Source organism: Dactylosporangium sp. CA-233914 (genome assembly GCF_050942935.1).
Classification (GTDB): Bacteria; Actinomycetota; Actinomycetes; order Mycobacteriales; family Micromonosporaceae; genus Dactylosporangium.
Map to the genome: position 1 here is coordinate 3221928 of NZ_CP192030.1, position 18877 is coordinate 3240804.

General features: G+C 73.6%; 17 protein-coding genes. 8 read left to right on the forward strand and 9 right to left on the reverse strand.

The features are described 5' to 3' along the window. The first annotated feature begins 72 nt into the window (after positions 1-72). On the forward strand, positions 73-912 hold the full coding sequence (locus ACQPY0_RS14935; protein ID WP_432989059.1) for a hypothetical protein: 840 nt from the start codon (positions 73-75) through the stop codon (positions 910-912). 16 nt (positions 913-928) lie between these two features. On the opposite strand, the gene ACQPY0_RS14940 is transcribed toward ACQPY0_RS14935, so the two are convergent. After that, the gene (locus tag ACQPY0_RS14940; RefSeq protein WP_432989061.1) at positions 929-3718 is read right to left on the reverse strand and encodes a helix-turn-helix transcriptional regulator; all 2790 of its coding nucleotides are present in this window, start codon (positions 3716-3718) and stop codon (positions 929-931) included. Between the two features lie 122 nt (positions 3719-3840). On the opposite strand from ACQPY0_RS14940, the gene ACQPY0_RS14945 reads away from it, so the two are divergent. Beyond that, positions 3841-6585, forward strand: coding sequence for an ATP-binding protein (locus ACQPY0_RS14945; protein WP_432989064.1), 2745 nt, complete (start codon positions 3841-3843; stop codon positions 6583-6585). Here ACQPY0_RS14945 and ACQPY0_RS14950 read toward each other — a convergent pair. Genes ACQPY0_RS14950 through ACQPY0_RS14960 form a run of 3 tightly spaced genes read right to left on the reverse strand, consistent with a single transcriptional unit; the run spans position 6572 to position 9178 of the window. Further along, a complete protein-coding gene (locus tag ACQPY0_RS14950; protein ID WP_432989066.1) occupies positions 6572-7360 on the reverse strand; it encodes an SDR family NAD(P)-dependent oxidoreductase in 789 nt (262 codons plus the stop codon). The genes ACQPY0_RS14945 and ACQPY0_RS14950 overlap by 14 nt on opposite strands. Before the next feature lie 16 nt (positions 7361-7376). After that, positions 7377-8363, reverse strand: coding sequence for an alpha/beta fold hydrolase (locus tag ACQPY0_RS14955; protein WP_432989068.1), 987 nt, complete (start codon positions 8361-8363; stop codon positions 7377-7379). Beyond that, positions 8360-9178, reverse strand: coding sequence for an alpha/beta hydrolase (locus tag ACQPY0_RS14960; protein ID WP_432989071.1), 819 nt, complete (start codon positions 9176-9178; stop codon positions 8360-8362). Before ACQPY0_RS14960 ends, ACQPY0_RS14955 begins: the two co-directional genes overlap by 4 nt. A 160-nt stretch (positions 9179-9338) precedes the next feature. Between ACQPY0_RS14960 and ACQPY0_RS14965 the strand changes: the two genes are divergently transcribed. Beyond that, on the forward strand, positions 9339-9893 hold the full coding sequence (locus ACQPY0_RS14965) for a DUF4240 domain-containing protein (RefSeq protein ID WP_432989074.1): 555 nt from the start codon (positions 9339-9341) through the stop codon (positions 9891-9893). A gap of 29 nt (positions 9894-9922) precedes the next feature. Here ACQPY0_RS14965 and ACQPY0_RS14970 read toward each other — a convergent pair whose 3' ends face one another. Next, positions 9923-10618: a hypothetical protein gene (locus tag ACQPY0_RS14970; protein ID WP_432989076.1), complete on the reverse strand. Its 696-nt coding sequence runs from the start codon at positions 10616-10618 to the stop codon at positions 9923-9925. Positions 10619-10705: 87 nt separating this feature from the next. Between ACQPY0_RS14970 and ACQPY0_RS14975 the strand changes: the two genes are divergently transcribed. Then, the gene (locus ACQPY0_RS14975; RefSeq protein WP_432989078.1) at positions 10706-11125 is read left to right on the forward strand and encodes a DUF2809 domain-containing protein; all 420 of its coding nucleotides are present in this window, start codon (positions 10706-10708) and stop codon (positions 11123-11125) included. On the opposite strand, the gene ACQPY0_RS14980 is transcribed toward ACQPY0_RS14975, so the two are convergent. The 3 genes from ACQPY0_RS14980 to ACQPY0_RS14990 form a co-directional block, all read right to left on the reverse strand. Then, positions 11112-11948: an undecaprenyl-diphosphate phosphatase gene (locus ACQPY0_RS14980; protein WP_432989080.1), complete on the reverse strand. Its 837-nt coding sequence runs from the start codon at positions 11946-11948 to the stop codon at positions 11112-11114. The genes ACQPY0_RS14975 and ACQPY0_RS14980 overlap by 14 nt on opposite strands. A gap of 65 nt (positions 11949-12013) precedes the next feature. Beyond that, on the reverse strand, positions 12014-12691 hold the full coding sequence (locus ACQPY0_RS14985; protein WP_432989082.1) for a hypothetical protein: 678 nt from the start codon (positions 12689-12691) through the stop codon (positions 12014-12016). A gap of 115 nt (positions 12692-12806) precedes the next feature. After that, positions 12807-13715 (reverse strand): LysR family transcriptional regulator, encoded by a 909-nt coding sequence (locus ACQPY0_RS14990; RefSeq protein ID WP_432989084.1) that lies wholly within the window; start codon positions 13713-13715, stop codon positions 12807-12809. A gap of 159 nt (positions 13716-13874) precedes the next feature. Between ACQPY0_RS14990 and ACQPY0_RS14995 the strand changes: the two genes are divergently transcribed. The 4 genes from ACQPY0_RS14995 to murD are packed head-to-tail and all read left to right on the forward strand — an operon-like array spanning position 13875 to position 18557. Further along, positions 13875-14507 carry a succinate dehydrogenase cytochrome b subunit gene (locus ACQPY0_RS14995; protein WP_432995241.1) on the forward strand — a complete coding sequence of 211 codons (633 nt, stop codon included), beginning with the start codon at positions 13875-13877 and terminating at the stop codon, positions 14505-14507. Between the two features lie 2 nt (positions 14508-14509). After that, complete coding sequence (locus ACQPY0_RS15000) at positions 14510-16447, forward strand: fumarate reductase/succinate dehydrogenase flavoprotein subunit (protein WP_432989086.1); 1938 nt, start codon at positions 14510-14512, stop codon at positions 16445-16447. Further along, positions 16447-17196, forward strand: coding sequence for a succinate dehydrogenase/fumarate reductase iron-sulfur subunit (locus ACQPY0_RS15005; RefSeq protein WP_432989088.1), 750 nt, complete (start codon positions 16447-16449; stop codon positions 17194-17196). Before ACQPY0_RS15000 ends, ACQPY0_RS15005 begins: the two co-directional genes overlap by 1 nt. 11 nt (positions 17197-17207) lie before the next feature. Next, entirely contained in the window at positions 17208-18557 is a 1350-nt protein-coding gene (gene murD / locus ACQPY0_RS15010; RefSeq protein ID WP_432989090.1) for a UDP-N-acetylmuramoyl-L-alanine--D-glutamate ligase, read from the forward strand. A 6-nt stretch (positions 18558-18563) separates the two neighbouring features. Here the strand turns inward: murD and ACQPY0_RS15015 are convergent, their stop codons facing one another. After that, positions 18564-18851: an aldo/keto reductase gene (locus tag ACQPY0_RS15015; protein ID WP_432989093.1), complete on the reverse strand. Its 288-nt coding sequence runs from the start codon at positions 18849-18851 to the stop codon at positions 18564-18566. Positions 18852-18877 lie beyond the last annotated feature (26 nt).

The following is an 18877-nucleotide window of genomic DNA, read 5'->3' on the forward strand; positions in this document are numbered from 1 at the left end:
GTGATTCCGCCGGTCCCGTGGCCGGGCGGCCCGGGTGCCGACCTCCAGCCGCTCCCGGCCCAATGGCCCCCGGTGCCGGCACCCCCGGGCGCGCCCCAGAGCGGCTCGGGCCACCCGAGCCAACCGGTTCAACCCGGCCCACCCGGCGCCGCGCAGCCGCTTCTGCCCGGTCAGCCGGGGACGCAGTCATGGCCGGCGTCGCCACAACCCTGGAACCCGCAGGGCCCGCAGCCGATCATCGAATCCGGCCACCGCCGCCCTGTCTGGATCTTCCCCGCCATCGTCGCGGCCGTCATCCTGCTGGCGCTGGGCACCGTCGGCTTCGTCCTGCGCGACCGCATCCTCTCCGGCGGCGACGCGGCAGGCCCCGGCCCGGCCCCGGTCACAGTCACTGCCACGACGGGCACCCCCGAGACGACCAAGGCCGCCCCGGCCCCGACCGCGACGACGGCCCAGCCGACGCCGACGACGCAAGGCCCGCCGACGCTGCCGGCATCGGTCGGCAGCGTCCGCCTGGACCCGAGCCTCGACCCGGCCCAGGCTCCGGCCGTGGCCGCCGTCTTCGATCAGTACTTCACCGCCGTCAACGCCCGCAACGCGGGCGCCGCGCTCGCCGTCATGGACCCCAACGGCTCCATCAACCAGGGCGACGCCGCCGCCGTGAAGCGGTTCAGCGACGGCATCAGCACCAGCACCGACGACGACATCCTGCTGCTGGCGCTCGGCCCCGACCCGACCGGCAAGGGCATCCTGCAGGCCCGCGTCACGTTCCGCAGCCAGCAGGGCGCCGGCAAGGGGCCGAAGGGGCGCGAGCAGGAGACGTGCACCCGCTGGGACGTCACGTACTCGCTGACCAAGCCCGGCGACTACCGCATCTGGGGCAGCACCAACGCCGGCAACCGGCCCTGCTGAGCGGCCGGCGAGGCGATCACTCAGGCCGCGCCGGGAGCGCGCGTGCGAGCTGCCGCCGGGAGGTGATGTCGAGCTTCCGGAAGATCTTGTTGAGGTGGTACTCGACCGTCGAGGCGGTGACGAACAGCTGGGTGGCGATCTCCGTGTTCGTGGCCCCCGACGCGGCGAGCGCGGCGACCCGGGCCTCCTGGGACGTGAGGTGGTGACCGGCCGGGACGGCACGGGGGCGAGCGTGCTGACCCGTGGCCAGCAGCTCGACCCGGGCGCGCTCGGCGAACGCGGCCGCGCCCATGTCGGTGAAGGCGCTGTGCGCGAGGCGCAGGTGTTCGCGCGCCTCCGTCCGGCGTTTCCGGCGGCGCAGCCATTCACCGTGCAGCAGGTGGGTGCGGGCGAGTTCGGTGCTCATCCGGCTGCCGGCGAGGTGCTCGGTCGCCTCCCGGTACAGGGCGTCCGCCCCGTCGTCGCCGGCCAGCAGCGCGCGGCTGCGCGCCAGCACCCCCAGCGCCCACGCGGTGCCACTGGCGCTCGCCCGCTCGGCCAGCCGGGCGAGCGCGGCCTGTGCGCTGCGCCGGTCCCCGGCGCGCACGGCCGCCTCGATGAGGTTGGGAAGCATGCGGTTGCCCTGGCCGACCACGTCGTCGTGGAAGCCGGGCAGCGTCCAGGCCAGCGCCTGCTGATACCGGCCGTGGCCGAGCTCCAGGATGGCCAGCGAACAGCGGGCGTGACTGCCCACGACGGCGAAGCCGCGTCGCGCTTCCCAGTCGTTGAACGCGCAGTCGGCGGCCGCCCGCGCCGGCGCCTCGCGGCCGCGCCAGGCCAGCAGCTCGATCTGCCGTGCCGCCGCGCCGTTGTCGCCGGTCCCGATCATGGTGCCGATGCCGGCCGCCTCGGCGTAGACGGCATCGGCCTGCGCGAAGTCGCCGACCCACGTCGCCCACGCCCCCAGGCCGTGCAGCGCGGCATCGAGCGCGTGGAGTGCCCCTCGCTCGCGGGCCAATGACGCGGCGTGCCGCAGGATGGCCTCGTGTCCCTCGTCGTCGAGCAGCTCCTCCGCCACCCAGCCGCCGATCATGGCGTACGGGATGCTCCCGTGGGCCGGCTCCCGGTCGGTGCACAGCGCCGCCGCGGCCGCGCGCAGGTGCGGTACCGCCGCCGCGAACCCGTCGAGGACCCGGGTCGCGAAGGCGTCCAGCAGCAGCTGCGTCGTGGAGGCCGGGGCCCGGCCGCGGCCGGGTGCCCGCCGCGCCGCGCGCGCCACGTCGGCGATCGTGGTGCCGGCGGTGTGCTGCCGGGACAGCATCGCGGCCGTGAGGGCCTCGAACAGCAGGCCGTGGCTCAGCTCAGCGGGCAGGTCGGGATCGGTGGCGGCCTCGAGCATCATCGCCGGCACCACCGTCGCCATCCCGTCGCCGAACCAGGCAAGGGTGGCCCTCGTCTGCTGTGCGGCCGCCCGCATCGTGGGCGTGTGGAGCCCCGACGTCGCCTGCTCGAGGCGCCGGCCGGCCGCGACCGGGTCGCCGGCGGCGAGGTGCGCCCGGGCGGCGCCGAGCAGGCGTCCGGCCCGGTGCCGCGGATCCGGGGTCAGCTCCGCCGCGCGGGACAGGAACATCGCCAGCGTCGCGTACCCGCCGCGGGCGCGGGCCCGCGGCGAGGCGCGCTCCAGCTCGGCGGCGACGTCCTCGTCGAGCCCGGCGGTGGCCTCGGCCAGGTGCCAGGCCCGGCGGTCCGGGTCGGCGTCGCGGTCGATCGCCTCGGCCAGCGCCGCGTGCACCCGGCGCCGGTCGGCCGCCGGGGCACCCCAGTAGACCGCCGAGCGGATCAGCGGGTGCCGGAAGGCGAACGCGGACGCGGCCATGAGGATGCCCTCGGCGACCGCCGGGTCGGACGCGTCGGCCGGTAGGCCGAGCAGCGCCGCGGTACGCCAGATGACCGCGACGTCGTCCGGAGGTGCCACCGAGGCGATGAGCAGCAGCGACCGCGTCGCGGCCGGCATCGTACGGACGCGCCGCAGGAAGTGCGCCTCCATGCGGTGGCTCAGCGGAAGCCGGTCGGGCAGCGAGCCCCCGCCGGCCAGCTGGTCCGCCGACAGCTGCGCCGTCAGGTCGATCAGCGCGAGCGGGTTGCCCCGCGTCTCGGCGACCATCCGCGTGGCGACCAGCGGTGCGATCCGGCCGGGGGCGGCCAGCGCCAGCAGGTCGCGCGCGGCCTGGTCGGGCAGGCCGGCGATGGGCAGCGTCGGCAGGCCGTCCAGCGCCGGCACCAGGCCCGGCTCGTCGCGCGCGGCGATCAGCAGGCCGACGCTGTCGGCGTGCAGCCGCCGGGCGACGAAGGCCAGCACGGCCACGGTCTCCCGGTCCAGCCAATGGGCGTCGTCGACGAGGCAGACCAGCGGCAGGATCCGGGCGACGTCGGCGAGCAGGGTCAGGGTGGCCACGCCGACCAGGAAGCGGTCCGCCGCCGCGCCGGCGAGCAGGCCGAACGCCCCGGCCAGGGCGTCGCGCTGCGGGCCGGGCAGCCGATCGAGCCGGTCCAGGAACGGCCGGAGCAGCCGGTGCAGGGCGGCGTAGGCCAGCCGGTGCTCCGGCTCCACCCCGGCCACCCGGGCGACCCGCAGGTCCGCGGCGGAGCCGGCCGCGTGCTCCAGCAGCCGGGTCTTGCCGATCCCGGCCTCGCCGACGAGCACGAGCGTGGCGCTCAGGCCCGTGCGGACGGTCGCCGTGAACTCATCGATGGCCAGGCGCTCGTCGTGCCGGCCGTGCAGCGGCAGCGGCCGGGGACCGGCCGGTGCCAATGACCGCGCGATCACGTTGCGTAGCGTAGGGCGGCGCGGCGGGCGGCCTCCATACGTCACGTGACGGTTCTGGGCCCTGGCGCCGGCCCGCCGGGTTGGGCAGGATGGTGCCGGTTGCCGCGGAAGGCGGATGGGCGATGACGGTCGACAGCACCGGCACGACGCTCTTCGGGCGTGAGCACGAGTCGCGGCGCTTGGCCGCGCTGGTGGAATCGGCCCGCCACCGCGGGGGCGCGCTCGTGGTGCGCGGCGAGGCCGGCATCGGCAAGTCGGCGCTGCTGCGCCAGGCCCGCCGGGTCGCGGCCGGCCACGGCCTGCTGGTGCTGACGGCCACCGGGACCGAGGCGGAGGCGCGACTGCCGTTCGCGGGCCTGCATCAGCTCGTGCGGCCCGTCCTCGGCCGGGCCGAGGAGCTGCCTGGACCGCAACGCGCGGCCGTGCTGGCGGCGTTCGGGATGGCGCCGGGCGCCGCGCCGGACCTGTTCCTCATCGCGCTGGCGGTGCTGAACCTGCTGGCCGAGGCGGCCGCCGAGACCGGCGCGCTGCTGCTCGTCGAGGACGCGCACTGGCTGGACCCGCCCAGCGCCGACGTGCTGGCGTTCGTCGCCCGACGCCTGGACTCCGACCCGATCGTGCTGCTGGCGGCGATCCGGGACGGATACGCCGACGGGTTCGGCGCCGCCATCGAACAGTTGCGCGTGGACCGGCTGGACGACGCGTCGGCGGCCGCCCTGCTCGACGCCCGTGCGCCGGGCCTGGCCGACGGGGTGCGGCGGCGGTTGCTCGCCGAGGCGGCCGGCAATCCCCTGGCGCTGGTCGAGCTGCCGACCGCGGCCTGGCGGCTCGGCCCCGACCCGCTGGAGCCGCAGTGGCGGCCCCTGACCGCGCGCCTGGAGGAGGCGTTCGCGGCGCGGGTGTCCGGGCTGCCGGAGCCGGCCCAGGCGCTGTTGCTGGTCGCGGCGGTCAACGACGGCGACGCGCTGGCCGAGGCCCTCGACGCCGCGGCCGTCGCCGGCGCCGCGGCGACGGTCGACGACCTGACCCCGGCCGTCGCCGCCCAGCTCGTCGACGTCGGCCGCACCACCATCCGCTTCCGGCACCCGCTGATGCGCTCGGCGATCCAGCAGCGGGCCACCATGGCGCAGCGCCTCGCCGCCCACGCCGCACTGGCGGGCGTCGTGCGCGGGCAGGCCGACCGGCGGGTGTGGCACCGGGCCGGCGCGTGCCTCGGGTCCGACGACGACGTCGCCGACGAGCTCGAGGCGGCGGCCCTCCACGCGCGGCGCCGCGGCGCCATGGTCACCGCGGTCGCCGCCCTGCAGCGCTCCGGGCAGCTCACCGTCGACCCGGGGCGCTCGGCCGACCGGCTGCTGCGAGCCGCCGAGCTCGCCGTCGAGCTCGGCCGCCACGACGTCGTCGGCGGGCTGCTGCGGGAGGCGGAGGCCTGCGGCCTGTCGTTCGTGCAGCAGGCGCAGCGGCTGTGGATCGAGTCGAGCTTCGGCGACGGCCTGCGCGACCCGAAGACCGGGCCGGTCGCCGTGGCCGAGGTCGCCGAGCGGGTCGCCGGCGCCGGTGACATCCGGCTGGCCATGCGGCTGCTCAACAGCGCTGCGCTGCGCTGCTTCTGGTCCGAGGCCGACGAAGAGGCCGGGCACCGGGTCGTCGCCGTGGCCGAGTCGCTGCCCACCGCGGCGAACGACCCCGAGCGACTGGCCATCCTCGCCTTCGCGGCACCGGTTGGACGGGGCTCGGCCGTCATCAACGGGCTGCGCGAGGTCTCCGCCGGCGCCGGCGCGGACGCGCAGACGCTGCGCCTGCTCGGCAGCGCGGCGCTCATCATCGGCGCTTTCGACCAGGCCGAGGCGGGCTGCACGGCGTCGGTCCCCGGCCTGCGGGCCCAGGGCCGGCTCGGCTCGCTGACCCGGGCGCTGGCCGCGCTGGCCTGGTGCGCGGCCCACCAGGGCGACCTCAGCGCGGGCATTCCCGCCGCCGAGGAGGCCGCCCGGCTGTCGCTGGAGACGTCGCAGCCACTGTTCTTCGGCATCGCCCGGGCGGCCGCCGCGGTGATGGCCGCGCTGGGCGGCCACCCGGAGCGGGCGGCGGCGCTGGCGGCCGAGGCGGAGCAGCGCGGCGTCGCCGCCGCCGTCCGGCCCGTACTGGCCACCGTCCAGCTGTCCCGGGGGCGCAGCGCGCTGGCCGAGGGTCGCCACGCCGATGCGTACGGCGAGCTGCGCCGGATGCACGACCCGGGCGACCCGTCGTTCCACGCCGGGATGCGCTGCTTCGCCCTGACCGACCTGGTGGAGGCGGCCGCGCACAGCGGGCACCGGGACGCCGTCGCCGAGGTGGTGTCCGAACTGGAGGCGCAGGGCCGCCGGACGTCGTCGCCGGCCCTGCACGCCGGGCTGCGCTACGCGCGGGCGGTGCTGGCCGACGACGCCGGAGCGGAGGCGCTGTTCCGCGAGGCCCTGAGCGCCGAGACGAGCCGGTGGCCGTTCTCGCGGGCCCGGACCCAGCTCGCGTACGGCCAGTGGCTGCGCCGGCAGCGCCGCCCCGTCGAGTCGCGGGCGCCGCTGCGGGCGGCCCGCAACACCTTCGACGCGCTCGGCACCGCGCCGTGGGCGGAGCGGGCCCGGCAGGAGCTGCGCGCCGCCGGTGAGGCCAGCCGGGTCCGGCCCGCCACCGGCCGCGACGAGCTCACCCCGCAGGAGCTGCAGATCGCCCAGCTGGCGGCCCAGGGCCTGACCAACCGGGAAATCGGCCAGGCCCTGTACCTCTCCCACCGCACCGTCAGCACCCATCTGCACAACATCTTCCCCAAACTGGGGATCACGGCGCGGGCGCAGCTGCACTCGATCGTCGGCGGCCTCACAGGCTGGTGACGAGGCCCCCGTCGACGGCGAGGTTGGCGCCGGTCACGTTGGCGGCCAGGTCGCCGGCGAGATACAGCACGAGGCCGGCGACCTCCTCCGGCTCGGTGAACCGGCCGGTGACGGACTCGTGCGCCGCCCGCTCGGCGATCGCGTCCGGGTCGCCGCCGCCGACGCGGGCGAGGGTCGCCGCGACGCCGTCGGCGCCGAGCCACAGGTCGGTGCTGACCGGGCCGGGGCTGATCGTGTTGACCCGCACCCCCTTGGGCCCGGCCTCCTTCGACAGCGCCTTCGAGAAGTTGACCAGCGCCGCCTTGGCCGCGCTGTAGTCGATGACGAGCGGGTCGGGCAGGGCCGCGTTGACCGACGCGATCGTGACGATGGCCGCGGTACCGGCGGCGTAGAGATGCGGCAGGGCCGCGCGCACGGTGCGGACATGGGCGAGGAAGTTGACGTTCAGCGTGGCGATCCAGTCCTCGTCCGGCACGGCCAGGAAGCCGGCCGGGCGCGGACGGACGGCGCCGACGTTGTTGACGAGCAGGTCGACGCGGCCGAACGCCTCCACGGCGGCGTCCACGAGCCGGCCCGGCCCGTCGACGGTGGACAGGTCGACGACGACGGGCCGCACGGCGCCGTCACCGGCGAGCCGGGCCAGCTCGCCGGTGACGGTCCGGGCGCCGGCCACCACGCGCACGCCTTCGCCGGCCAGGGCCCGGACGACGGCCAGACCGATGCCACGGCTCGCGCCGGTCACGATCGCGACCTTGCCGCTCAGGTGCAGTTCCAATGGTGACCTCCACAAATCAGTGCAGGAAGCGCAGCAGCAGGGCGGTGAGCTCCGCCGGCCGCTCCTCGTACATCCAGTGGCCGGAGTCGGGGACGACGACGCCGGTGACGTTCGTGGCGTACCCGGCGACCTGCGTCGGCACGAAGTCCTTCAGGCTGCCGGCGGCGCCGATCGCGAGTACGGGCATCGCCAGCTTCGTCGCGCTGTAGCGTTCATTGTCGGCGATGTCCTGGGGGAACGTGCGGAAGTACGTCAGGACCGCCCGCAGGTGCGCGGGGTCGCGCAGGTACCGTGCGTACTCCTCGACATCGGCCTTGCCGACGCTGCCCTTGCGCACCTCGAGCGAGTCGACGAACAGCCGCACCCAGGCTTCCTCGTGGCCCCGGATGAGCTCCTCGGGCAGGCCGTTGGTGAGGTTGAAGAACCCGAAGTGCCACGCCTTCGGGCCGTCCGCGGACAGCGACGGGAAGGTGTAGATGCTCAGGTCGGGGATGGGTGCCTCGCTGAGCACGAGCCGGGTGACCTCGTCCGGGTGAGCGGCCGCGTAGGCGTAGGCGACCATCGTGCCGATGTCGTGGCCGACCAGGCGGATGCCGTGGTTCAGGCCGAGCTGGACGAGCAGCCCGTGCACGTCGGCGGCCAGCGTCGCCTTGTCGTAGCCGCCCGGCGGTGCGTCGCTGCGGCCGGAGCCGCGCAGGTCCGGCGCGATGACCGTGTAGTGCCGGGCGAGCTCCGGCATGACCTCGTGCCACGTGTACCACGTCTCGGGGAAACCGTGCAGGAGCACGAGGGTCGGGCCGTGCCCGCCGCGGACGTAGTTGATCCGGATCTGCCCGACCCTCGTCTGCCGCTCGGTGAACCCGGCCGGGACACGCCGGTCCGCGACGAGCCGGCCGTTCGGCGGACCGGCCGCGGCGGGTGCCAGCGGGGTCAGCAGCAGCGCCGCGAGCACGACGGCCGCGGCCGCCGACCAGCGCCGCGCCGCGCGGGTGCGGCCGGTCACGACGCCGGCCGTGCGATCGAGTCGGCGTGCGTGTGCAGCCAGGCCAGCGCGGCGTCGGCCACCTCGCGCCAGCCGTGGTCGATGGTCAGGGAGTGCGCGCGGTCCGGGAAGTCCATGATCTCGGTGATCGCGCTGGAGTGGCGGTACTGCTTGAGCGTGGCCCGGGTGACCGCCTCGGGGACGGTGTGGTCGCGGCCGCCCATCATGAGCAGCAGCGGCCCGCGCATCTCGTTGGCGGTGTTCACCGCGGCCGGCGAGTGCGGGTCGAAGTTGGCCGCGGCCGCCTCGAACAGCGGTTTGCCGGGCGCCGGGATCGCCCACCGCTCGAACAGCTCGTCGGACTCCTCCGGCGAGATCGCGTTGCCGAACGCGTACCGGAACTGCTCGGCCGTCAGCGAGACGGACCGGTGCCGGTTGGCGGGATTCCTGAACACCGGCAGCGTGGCCCGCAGTGCCGACAGCGGCAGCGGCAGTACACCCTTGATCTGCGCGGCGTCGATGGCCACCGCGGCGGCGGCGAGGTCCTGCCCGAGCAGCTTCTGGGCGATCATGCCGCCGAAGGAGTGGCCCACCAGGATCGGCTTCGTGTCCAGGCCCTGGATGATCTTCGCGTAGTGGGCGACGACGTCGTCGATGCCGTGGTCGGCGATGCTCTGCGGGTTGGCACGCGCCTCGGCGACGGTGCCCGGGTCGCCCGGCCAGCCGGGCGCCGAGGCCGCGTAGCCGGCCTGCTCGAACGCCTCGATCCACGAGTTCCACGACGTGGCGTGCAGCCAGAGCCCGTGGATGAAGATGACGGGAGTGTGCGTGGTCATGGTCGCCTCCTCGATCGGGCCGGGCGCGGGTCGCGCCGCCGGCCGCACACCAGGGCACCACGCCGGCCATTGCCTTCGAACCCTGGAAAGTCCCCAGTCCCGACGCCATCCCCCCGACGCATCGGGCCCCCGGATTTGTCCGCGTGGCAGGATCGCGGGCATGGCGATCATGGATCGGGACGAGTTCTGGGCGATCGTCGGCCGGGCCCGCGAGGGCGTGGACGACACCCGGACCGGCGAAGGCGCCGAGGAGGTGGCCGGGCGCATCGGGGATCGCCTCACCGAGTTGGGCGGGGAGGCGGCCGTCGCGTTCGGCCTGCGGTATGACGCGCTCGAGGTGGAGTCGTACGACTCGACCCTCTGGGGTGCTGCCTACCTCATGAGAGGGGGCTGCTCGGACGACGCCTTCGACTACTTCCGCGGCTGGCTCGTCGCGCAGGGCCGCAGCACCTGGGAGCGGGCCGTGCGGGACCCGGACACGCTCGCCGAACTCGGCATCGATCCCGACGACGACTTCCTCGGGTGCCAGCACATGCTCAGCGTCGGGCGGGCGGCGTTCGACGAGGACGAGGCCTTCTACGCCGCGCTCGACGCGGCGCGCGCCGAGCTGCCCGCGGACACGTTCAACGGGCCGCTGCTCGGCGACGACTTCGACTACGACGATGACAGTGAGGTGCGCGCCCGCTACCCGCGCCTGGCCGAGATCTACCTCTGATCCGAGCCGTCCGGGCTGGGCAGAGCGGGTCAGGCGCTCGCCGCGCGGGCGTCGGCCGCCGCGAGCGCGGCGCGTATCGCCTCCCGGGCCCCGGGCTCCCACGGCCCGGAGACGGCCAGGGGTATCTCGGTGATGAATTGTCGTTCGGCTCGCGGGATCAGCGCGACGACACGATCGGGGGCCGCGGCCGCGGCTGCGTAGAGGCTCGGGCCGTCGGCGTAGAACAGGTCGGCGACGACGAGTCGTCCGTCCCCGGCGCGCATGACATTGGCCGGGTTGTCGTCCAGCGGTCCGCACCAGGGCAGCTCTCGCCGGGCCCGTTCGTGGACGCGGCGCACGACGTCGACGAGGTCGGCGACCTCCGGGGCCCGTGTGGCGATCGCCCGGTGGAACGCGTGGGCCTCGTTCTCGGGGACGGGCCGGAGCCATTCCAGCACCTGCAGGTCGCCGCCGCCGGTCAGGCGACGGTACGCGAACAGCGCCGGGACCTGCCGGGTGTGCGCGGCCTCCCGGTACAGTGCCGCGGAGTACGGCCCGGTCGGGTCGAACGGGCTGATCCGCGCGGCCGCGGTGCCGTCCGGCGAGCGAAGCGCGATCGCCCAGTCGCCGGCGCCGCACGGGGTCCACCCCGCGGCCCGCAGTGCCCGTTCCGCGTCCCGGTGATCGGCCCGCCGGTCCAGCCGGTCGAGTGCCGCACGGTGCGGGCTCGCATGCTCCGACGCCATGACAGGAGCGTAGCCGCGCGCCCGCCCGCCGCTGAACGAACCGCACGCGAGCGCGGGTGCTCGACACGAGCGCCTACGATCGCCGGGGTGTTGGAGACGACGAGAGCGGTACGCGTGGCCGCGGTCCTGACGGCGGTCGCGGCGGTCGGGCTCGCGCTGGGCATCCGGGCGCTCGCGGGCGGCACCCTGATGAGCAACGGCGCGCTGCAGCAGAACACCGGCACCGCACTCTACGCGTCGGCCGTCTACGCCAGCGTGGTCTTCCTCGCCCCCCGGATGCGGCCGGCCATGGCGGGCCTCATCGCCGTCGGTGCCTGCTGGGCGCTGGAGTTCTTCCAGCTCACGGGTGTACCGCACGAGCTGTCCAAGTACAGCATCCTGATTCGCCTGGTGCTCGGTGACGCCTTCGACTGGATCGACGTCTGGTGGTATCCGGCCGGCGTGGTGCCCCTGGTCCTCGTCGAGATGGTCGCGCGGACCAGGGGCGGGCGGCTCAGGTGGCCGTGATCGCGCCGGCCGACAGCAGGCCGACGATGATGCCGCCGACCGCCACGCGGTAGTACACGAACGCGGCGAAGGTGTGGCCGGCGACGTAGCGCAGCAGCCACGCGATGCTGATGTACGCCACGACGAAGCTGATCACGATTCCGATCGCGGTGGGCGTCCAGCCGACGGTGCTGGCGATCTCCTTCGACTGCGTGACGCCCTCGAGCACGCCGCCGCCGGTCAGCGCCGGGATGCCCAGGAAGAACGACAGCCGGGTCGCGGTGACCCGGTCCAGGCCGCGGAACAGCGAGGCGCTGATCGTGGCGCCCGAGCGGGACACGCCCGGGATCACCGCGATGCACTGGGCCAGGCCGATGAGCAGCGAGTCCTTCCAGGTCACCTCGGCCTCGCCGCGCCGCTGCTTGCCCACGTGGTCGCCGGCGACCATGACCAGGCTCCACAGCACCAGGCCGCCGGCCACGAACCACATGCTGCGCAGGGCGCCCTCGATGACGTCCTTGAACGCCAGGCCCACGATGATGATGGGGACCGAGCCGACGATGACGTTGATCGCCATCCGCCAGTCCTCACCCTTGCGGTTCTCGGCCTTGAACAGGCCCTTCGCCAGCGCGATGATGAACCGGACGATGTCCTTGCGGAAGTAGATGACGGCGGCGAGGATCGCCCCGACCTGGATGACCGCGGTGAACGCCGTGACGCCCTTGTCGTCGATCGGGATGCCCATCAGCTTCTCGGTGATGGTCAGGTGCCCCGTCGAGGATACCGGGAGGAACTCGGTGACCCCCTCGACGATCCCCAGCACGATCGCTTCCCAGATCTGCAACGCCCGTTCCTCCTCGCCAGCGGCCGATACGCCGCTGGCGAACTTACCGGATCAAACCTGAGAAATTAGCGTCGGTGGTGGTTGGCGTGCCCTTCCTGCAGCGCCGTGCGCAGGTCGGCCAGGTGCTCGGTGTCCTCGGGCAGGTCGAGGCGGTCCAGCAACTCCAGCGCCGGGGCGATCTCCAGCGAGCCGTACACGTCGTGGAAGCTGTAGAGCACCCCGAAGTACACGAACGGGCGCAGGCGCTCGACGTCCAGCGCGGCGGTGTAGATCGGATACTTGAGCTTCCACGGCACCGGCCCGCTGATCTTCAGCACCGCGGCGGCCCGGTGCAGCAGTGCGTCGCCGGCGTCGCCGAGGGCCGCCGTGTCCTTGGCCAGGACCTCGGTGAAGGCGCGCTCGACGGTGGTGATGTCCTCGAACCAGTCGGCCCACAGCGACTGCAGCACCGCCTCGCTGGCCTTCGGCTGCTCCAGGTGCTCGCGGATCGCCTGCCAGAACGTGGCCGGCAGCGCCTCGTCCTGCGCGGCGTTGACGAACCAGCGCAGCTCCACCGTCGCCCAGTACGTGTCGAGGATCTCCAGCAGGCCCAGCCCGAGCTCGAGCTTGTCGGCCGGGGCGAGCTCCTCGTCCCGGAGAATCTCGGGCATCAGGTCACGGGCGGCCTCTTCGGGATCACCCTCCGTGTCGAGGTCGTGTGCGGCCAGCCACTGCTGGGTCCGTTCAGTCCGTGCGGTCTCCACGATCGCCAAGTATCGCCGGTCCGCCCGGTTCCCGCGCGCCGTGGGATCCACCTGGTGACCTGCGCCCCACGAGATCGACTGGCACCCCGCCGGCGGGACCCCGGTCCGGGGCTCGTCACAGCGCCTGCACGCCGACGGGGAGGGGGCCGCGCGCCACGTGGGTCAGGAGCGTGGCGCGCATGGCCTGGGCGGCGTGCGGCAGGACCGACTCGCGCCGCTGCGCCAGGGCGATCGTGCGGTGCACGCCCGGGGCGACCAGGGGCGCGGCGTGCAGGAGTGGGCGGTTGACCAGCGCCATGCTCGGCACCAGGGCCACGCCCAGGCCGGCCTCGACGAAGGCGAGTACGGCATCCATCTCCCCGCCCTCGACGGCGTAGCGGGGCGCGAACCCGGCCCGGCGGCACGCCTCCAGGGTCGTGTCGCGCAGGTCGTAGCCGGTGCGGAACATGACCAGCGGGGTGTCGCGCAGCTCGGCCAGGGTGATGCGCTCCGACAGCGGCTCGACCGAGGCCACGACCAGGCTCTCGCGCAGCAGCGCCACTGTCTCCAGCGCCGGGTCGGTGCCATGGGCCGGCTCCACGATCAGGGCCAGGTCCAGGGTGTGCGCCACGAGCTCGGCGACCAGGTCCTGCGATCCGCCCTCGTCGACGTGCAGCTCGATGTCCGGGTGCTCGGCGTGGAAGTCACGCAGCACGAGGGGTACCAGCGACGTGCAGAGGCTCGGCGTCGCGCCCAGCCGGACGCGGCCGCGCCGCAGGCCGACGACCTCCTGGACCGCGTCGCGCGCGGTGTCGGCGTCGGCGACGACCCGGCGCGCGAGCGGCAGCAGCGTCTCGCCGGCGGTGGTGAGCACGACAGTGCCGCGGGACCGGTCGAACAGGGGTGCGCCGAGGGCTGACTCCAGCGTGTGAATTTGTTTACTCAGTGTCGGCTGACTCACACCGAGCCGCTCGGCCGCGCGGGTGAAATGTCGTACTTCGGCGACGGTTACGAAGTATCGAAGCTGCTGTAGCTGCACCCTCATAGCCTATGGCTATCAGCACTGCGACTCTCATGCATTGGACGAATCGCAAAGGTCGCCCTTAGCGTCGGCGGAGTGGCGGTAATGACGGCAGAACGGGCGACTCCGGCGATTCCGAAGAATCGGAACAAAAGAGCCTCGTCCGTCGCCCTGAAGATCCTGATGGCGGCGACCGGCATCCTGCTGGTGCTGTTCCTGTTCGCACACATGGCCGGCAACCTGAAGATCTTCGTCGGGGCCGAGGCGTTCGACCACTACGGCCACTGGCTGCGGGACCTCGGCGCGCCGCTGCTGCCGCACACCGGCTTCCTGTGGCTGCAGCGCGGCGGGCTCACCGTCGCCGTCCTCGCGCACATCTTCGCGGCGGTCGTGCTCGCCCGCCGGGCCCGCGCCGCCCGGCCGGTCCGCTACGCCCACCGCCCCAAGGTCCAGGGCAGCTACGCGGCCCGCACCATGCGCTGGGGCGGCGTGATCATCCTGCTCTTCGTCGTCTTCCACATCCTGGACCTGACCACCGGGACCCTGAACCCGGTCGGGGACAAGCAGCACCCGCACGCCAACGTCGTCGCCGACTTCGCGGCGTCGCGCTGGTACGTGACACTGTTCTACGCCCTCGCCATCGTCGCGATCGGCTTCCACCTGCGCCATGGCATCTTCTCCGCGCTGCGCACCCTCGGCCAGCGGACCCCGCGCGGCGAGCGCATCGCCCGGGCCGTCGCCCTGGTGCTGTCGCTGGTGCTGGTCGTGGGCTACCTCAGCGTACCGTTCGCCGTACTCACCGGGCTGGTGAAGTGACCATGACCTACTGGACCGACGGCGACCCGATCGCCGACCAGGCCGCCCCCGACGGGCCCGTCGAGACCCGCTGGGAGCGCCGGAAGTTCTCCGCCAAGCTCGTCAACCCGGCCAACAAGCGCAAGCTGACCGTCATCGTCGTCGGCACCGGCCTGGCCGGCGGCTCGGCGGCGGCGACCCTGGCCGAGGCGGGATACAAGGTCCGCTCGTACTGCTACCAGGACAGCCCCCGCCGCGCCCACTCGATCGCGGCGCAGGGCGGGATCAACGCCGCCAAGAACTACCGCAACGACGGCGACTCCGTGTACCGGCTCTTCTACGACACGGTCAAGGGCGGCGACTTCCGGGCCCGCGAGTCCAACGTGTACCGCCTCGCCCAGGTCTCGGTGAACATCATCGACCAGTGCGTCGCCCAGGGCGTGCCGTTCGCGCGCGAGTACGGCGGCCTGCTGGACAACCGCTCCTTCGGCGGCACCCAGGTCTCGCGCACCTTCTACGCCCGCGGCCAGACGGGCCAGCAGCTGCTGCTCGGCGCGTACCAGGCCCTGGAGCGGCAGATCGCGGCCGGCAACGTGGAGATGAACGCCCGCCACGAGATGCTCGAGCTCGTCGTCGTCGACGGGCGGGCCCGCGGCATCGTCGTGCGCGACCTCGTCACCGGCGAGATCACCACCGACCTCGCCGACGCGGTGGTGCTCGCCTCGGGCGGGTACGGCAACGTCTTCTTCCTCTCCACCAACGCCAAGGGCTGCAACGTCACCGCCTCGTGGCGTGCGCACCGGCAGGGGGCGCTGTTCGCCAACCCCTGCTACACGCAGATCCACCCGACCTGCATCCCCGAGTCCGGCACGCACCAGAGCAAGCTCACGCTGATGAGCGAGTCGTTGCGCAACGACGGCCGGGTGTGGGTGCCGGTGAAGGCCGGCGACCACCGCGCCCCCGCGGACATCCCCGAGGACGAGCGCGACTACTACCTGGAGCGCATCTACCCGTCGTTCGGCAACCTCGTGCCGCGCGACATCGCCTCCCGCGCCGCCAAGAACGTCTGCGACGAGGGGCGGGGCGTGGGCCCGGGTGGCCTCGGGGTGTACCTCGACTTCGCCGACGCCATCGCCCGGCTGGGCCGCGCGGCGGTCGAGGCGAAGTACGGCAACCTCTTCGAGATGTACGAGCGCATCACCGGCGAGGACCCGTACGTCACCCCGATGCGCATCTACCCGGCCGTGCACTACACCATGGGTGGCCTGTGGGTCGACTACGACCTGCAGTCCAACATCCCCGGCCTGTTCGTCGTCGGCGAGGCGAACTTCTCCGACCACGGCGCCAACCGGCTCGGCGCGTCCGCGCTGATGCAGGGCCTGGCCGACGGGTACTTCGTGCTGCCCAACACCATCAACGACTACCTCGCCGCCGGCCCCTTCCCGAAGGTCTCCGAGGCCGACGAGGCCGTCGTCGCCGCCCGAAGCGCCGTCGAGGACCGCATCGCGAAGCTCCTGGCCGTCGACGGTGACCGCACCGTGGACTCCTTCCACCGCGAGCTCGGCCACATCATGTGGGAGTACTGCGGGATGGAGCGCACCGAGGAGGGCCTGACCAAGGCCGTCTCGCTGATCCGCGCCCTGCGCGAGGAGTTCTGGAACCGCGTCAAGGTCCCCGGCACCGGCGAGCAGCTCAACCAGAATCTCGAACGGGCCGGCCGCGTCGCCGACTTCTTCGAGCTCGCCGAGCTGATGTGCATCGACGCGCTGCACCGCGCCGAGTCGTGCGGCGGGCACTTCCGCGCCGAGAGCCAGACCCCGGACGGGGAGGCCCTTCGCCACGACGAGCAGTTCTCCTACGTGGCCGCCTGGGAGTTCGCCGGTACCGGCGAGCCGCCCGTGCTGCACAAGGAGGTTCTCGAGTTCGAGTATGTCCACCCGACCCAGCGGAGCTACAAGTAATGGACATCAGGCTGCGCGTGTGGCGCCAGGCCGGGCCTTCGGACAAGGGCCGCATGGTGACGTACGACGTGAAGGACATCTCCCCGGACGCCTCGTTCCTGGAGATGCTCGACGTGCTCAACGAGCGGCTCATCGTCGACGGCGACGAGCCGATCGCCTTCGACCACGACTGCCGCGAGGGCATCTGCGGCATGTGCGGCATGATGATCAACGGCGTCGCCCACGGCCCGCTCAAGGCGACCACCACCTGCCAGCTGCACATGCGCCACTTCAACGACGGCGACACCATCGACGTCGAGCCCTGGCGAGCCGCGGCGTTCCCGGTCGTGCGCGACCTCGTCGTCGACCGCAGCGCCTTCGACTCGATCATCCAGGCCGGCGGGTACATCACCGCCCCGACCGGCACCGCCCCGGACGCGCACGCCACCCCGGTGCCGAAGGTCGACGCCGACGCCGCGTTCGAGGCCGCCACGTGCATCGGCTGCGGCGCCTGCGTGGCCGCGTGCCCGAACGGCTCGGCGATGCTGTTCACCGCGGCCAAGGTCGGCCACCTGGGCCTGCTGCCGCAGGGCCAGCCCGAGCGCGACTCCCGCGTGGTGGGCATGGTCGCCGCGCAGGACGAGGCCGGCTTCGGCGGCTGCACCAACGCGGGGGAGTGCACCACGGTCTGCCCGAAGGGCATCCCGCTCACCCTGATCGGGAGACTGAACAGCGACTACCGGAAGGCGGCCACCGGACGGCGCGGATAGAGTTCCGAACCATGCAGCTGTCGGAGCTCGCCGGGCGACGGGTCGCCGTGTGGGGCACGGGCCGGGAGGGCATCGCCGCGATCGAGGCGATCGCCCCCGTCGGCCCCGCCTCCCTCGTCGCCGTGCAGGACAAGCCCACCTTCCTGGCCGCCACCGCCTGGGACCGCGCCGTCGCGCTGTTCGAGGGCGACGCCGTCGGCCCGGCCCTCGACGGCGTGGAGGTCCTGGTCCGCTCGCCCGGCGTGGGCGAGTCGAACCCGTGGATCAGGCGGCTGCGGGATCGTGGCGTTTCCATCACTGGTGGTACCGCGCTGTGGATGGCCGACCACGCGAAGCAGACGATCGGCGTGACCGGCAGCAAGGGCAAGAGCACCACCACGACGCTGATCTCGCACCTGCTCACCGCCACCGGCCGCCCGAACGAGCTGGGCGGCAACATCGGCGTCGCGGTGCTGTCCCTGCCCCCGGCCGAGCGCTATGTGCTGGAACTGTCGATGTACCAGTGCGCCGACCTGACCGACTCCCCGCGCATCGCGGTCGTCACGTCGCTGTTCGAGGAGCACCTGGACTGGACCCGCGACGGGCTGCCGTCGCAGTACTACGCCCACAAGCTCAACATCGCCATGCACGGCCCCGAGTCGGTCGTCTACAACGCCGCCGACCCGACCCTGTCCGCGGAGCTGGCCGCCCGCCCGGGCCTGCCCCTGGTCCCCGTCGGTGGCGAGTCGTCCTTCCACATCGCCGACGGCTGGGTCGTGCGCCACGGCACCCGGCTCTTCCCCCGCGACGCCTTCGGTCTGCGCGGCACCCACAACGCCGGCAACCTGTGCGTGGCCCTGGCCGCCCTGGAGGCCGCCGGCGTCGACGTGGTGGCCGAGCGCGCCGCGGTCGAGGCCGGCCTGCGCTCCTACACCCCGCTGCCGCACCGCCTCACCCCGATCGCCGACCCGTCCGGCGTCGAGTTCGTCAACGACTCCCTCTCCACCGCGCCGCAGACGACGATCCACGCCATCGAGGCCTACGCCGGGCGCCCCCTGGCCGTCCTGCTCGGCGGCCAGGACCGCGGCATCGACTACACCCCGCTGCGCGACTACCTGCGCGACAAGGCCGTGCCGGTCACCCTGATCGCCATCCCCGACAGCGGCGAACACATCCTCGACGTCATCGGCGACCTGCCCGGCGTCCGCCGCGAGGTGGCCGCCGACCTGCCCGACGCGGTCCGGCTCGCCCGCGAGCTGGTCCCGCCCGGCGGCGTCGTGCTGCTCTCGCCGGCCGCCCCGAGCTACGGCCGCTACGACAACTACGAGGCGCGCGCCAAGGCCTTCATCGCCGCGATCGAGGCGACCCGCGCCCCCGCGTGACGCCGTTCACCCGGCCCCGCTGAGCGCCGCGACGGTGGCGGCGTCGAGCGCGATCGTGCCGGCGGCCATGTTGGCCTCCAGGTGCGACAGGTCGGCGGTGCCGGGAATGAGCAGCACGTTCGGGGCGTGGTGCAGCAGCCAGGCCAGGCCGATCTGCGCGGGTGTGCAGTCGTACGCCTTCGCGGCCCGGATCACGGCCGGCTGGTAGGTCACCTTCGGCAGGTCCGGGGCCGCGCCGCCCAGAGGGCCGTACGGCACCCACGCGATCCGCTCCGCAGTGCACAACTCGAGCATCGGTTCGTCCTGGCGGGCCCGCGAGG

What these genes read in the sequence shown, in the direction of transcription:
- ACQPY0_RS14945 (WP_432989064.1), top strand. Translation starts at nt 3,841, where the DNA reads ATGACGGTCGACAGCACCGGCACGACGCTCTTCGGGCGTGAGCACGAG.
- ACQPY0_RS14960 (WP_432989071.1), bottom strand. Translation starts at nt 9,178, where the DNA reads ATGACCACGCACACTCCCGTCATCTTCATCCACGGGCTCTGGCTGCAC.
- ACQPY0_RS14965 (WP_432989074.1), top strand. Translation starts at nt 9,339, where the DNA reads ATGGCGATCATGGATCGGGACGAGTTCTGGGCGATCGTCGGCCGGGCC.
- ACQPY0_RS14970 (WP_432989076.1), bottom strand. Translation starts at nt 10,618, where the DNA reads ATGGCGTCGGAGCATGCGAGCCCGCACCGTGCGGCACTCGACCGGCTG.
- ACQPY0_RS14990 (WP_432989084.1), bottom strand. Translation starts at nt 13,715, where the DNA reads ATGAGGGTGCAGCTACAGCAGCTTCGATACTTCGTAACCGTCGCCGAA.
- ACQPY0_RS14995 (WP_432995241.1), top strand. Translation starts at nt 13,875, where the DNA reads ATGGCGGCGACCGGCATCCTGCTGGTGCTGTTCCTGTTCGCACACATG.
- ACQPY0_RS15000 (WP_432989086.1), top strand. Translation starts at nt 14,510, where the DNA reads ATGACCTACTGGACCGACGGCGACCCGATCGCCGACCAGGCCGCCCCC.
- ACQPY0_RS15005 (WP_432989088.1), top strand. Translation starts at nt 16,447, where the DNA reads ATGGACATCAGGCTGCGCGTGTGGCGCCAGGCCGGGCCTTCGGACAAG.
- murD (WP_432989090.1), top strand. Translation starts at nt 17,208, where the DNA reads ATGCAGCTGTCGGAGCTCGCCGGGCGACGGGTCGCCGTGTGGGGCACG.
- ACQPY0_RS15015 (WP_432989093.1), bottom strand. Translation starts at nt 18,851, where the DNA reads ATGCTCGAGTTGTGCACTGCGGAGCGGATCGCGTGGGTGCCGTACGGC.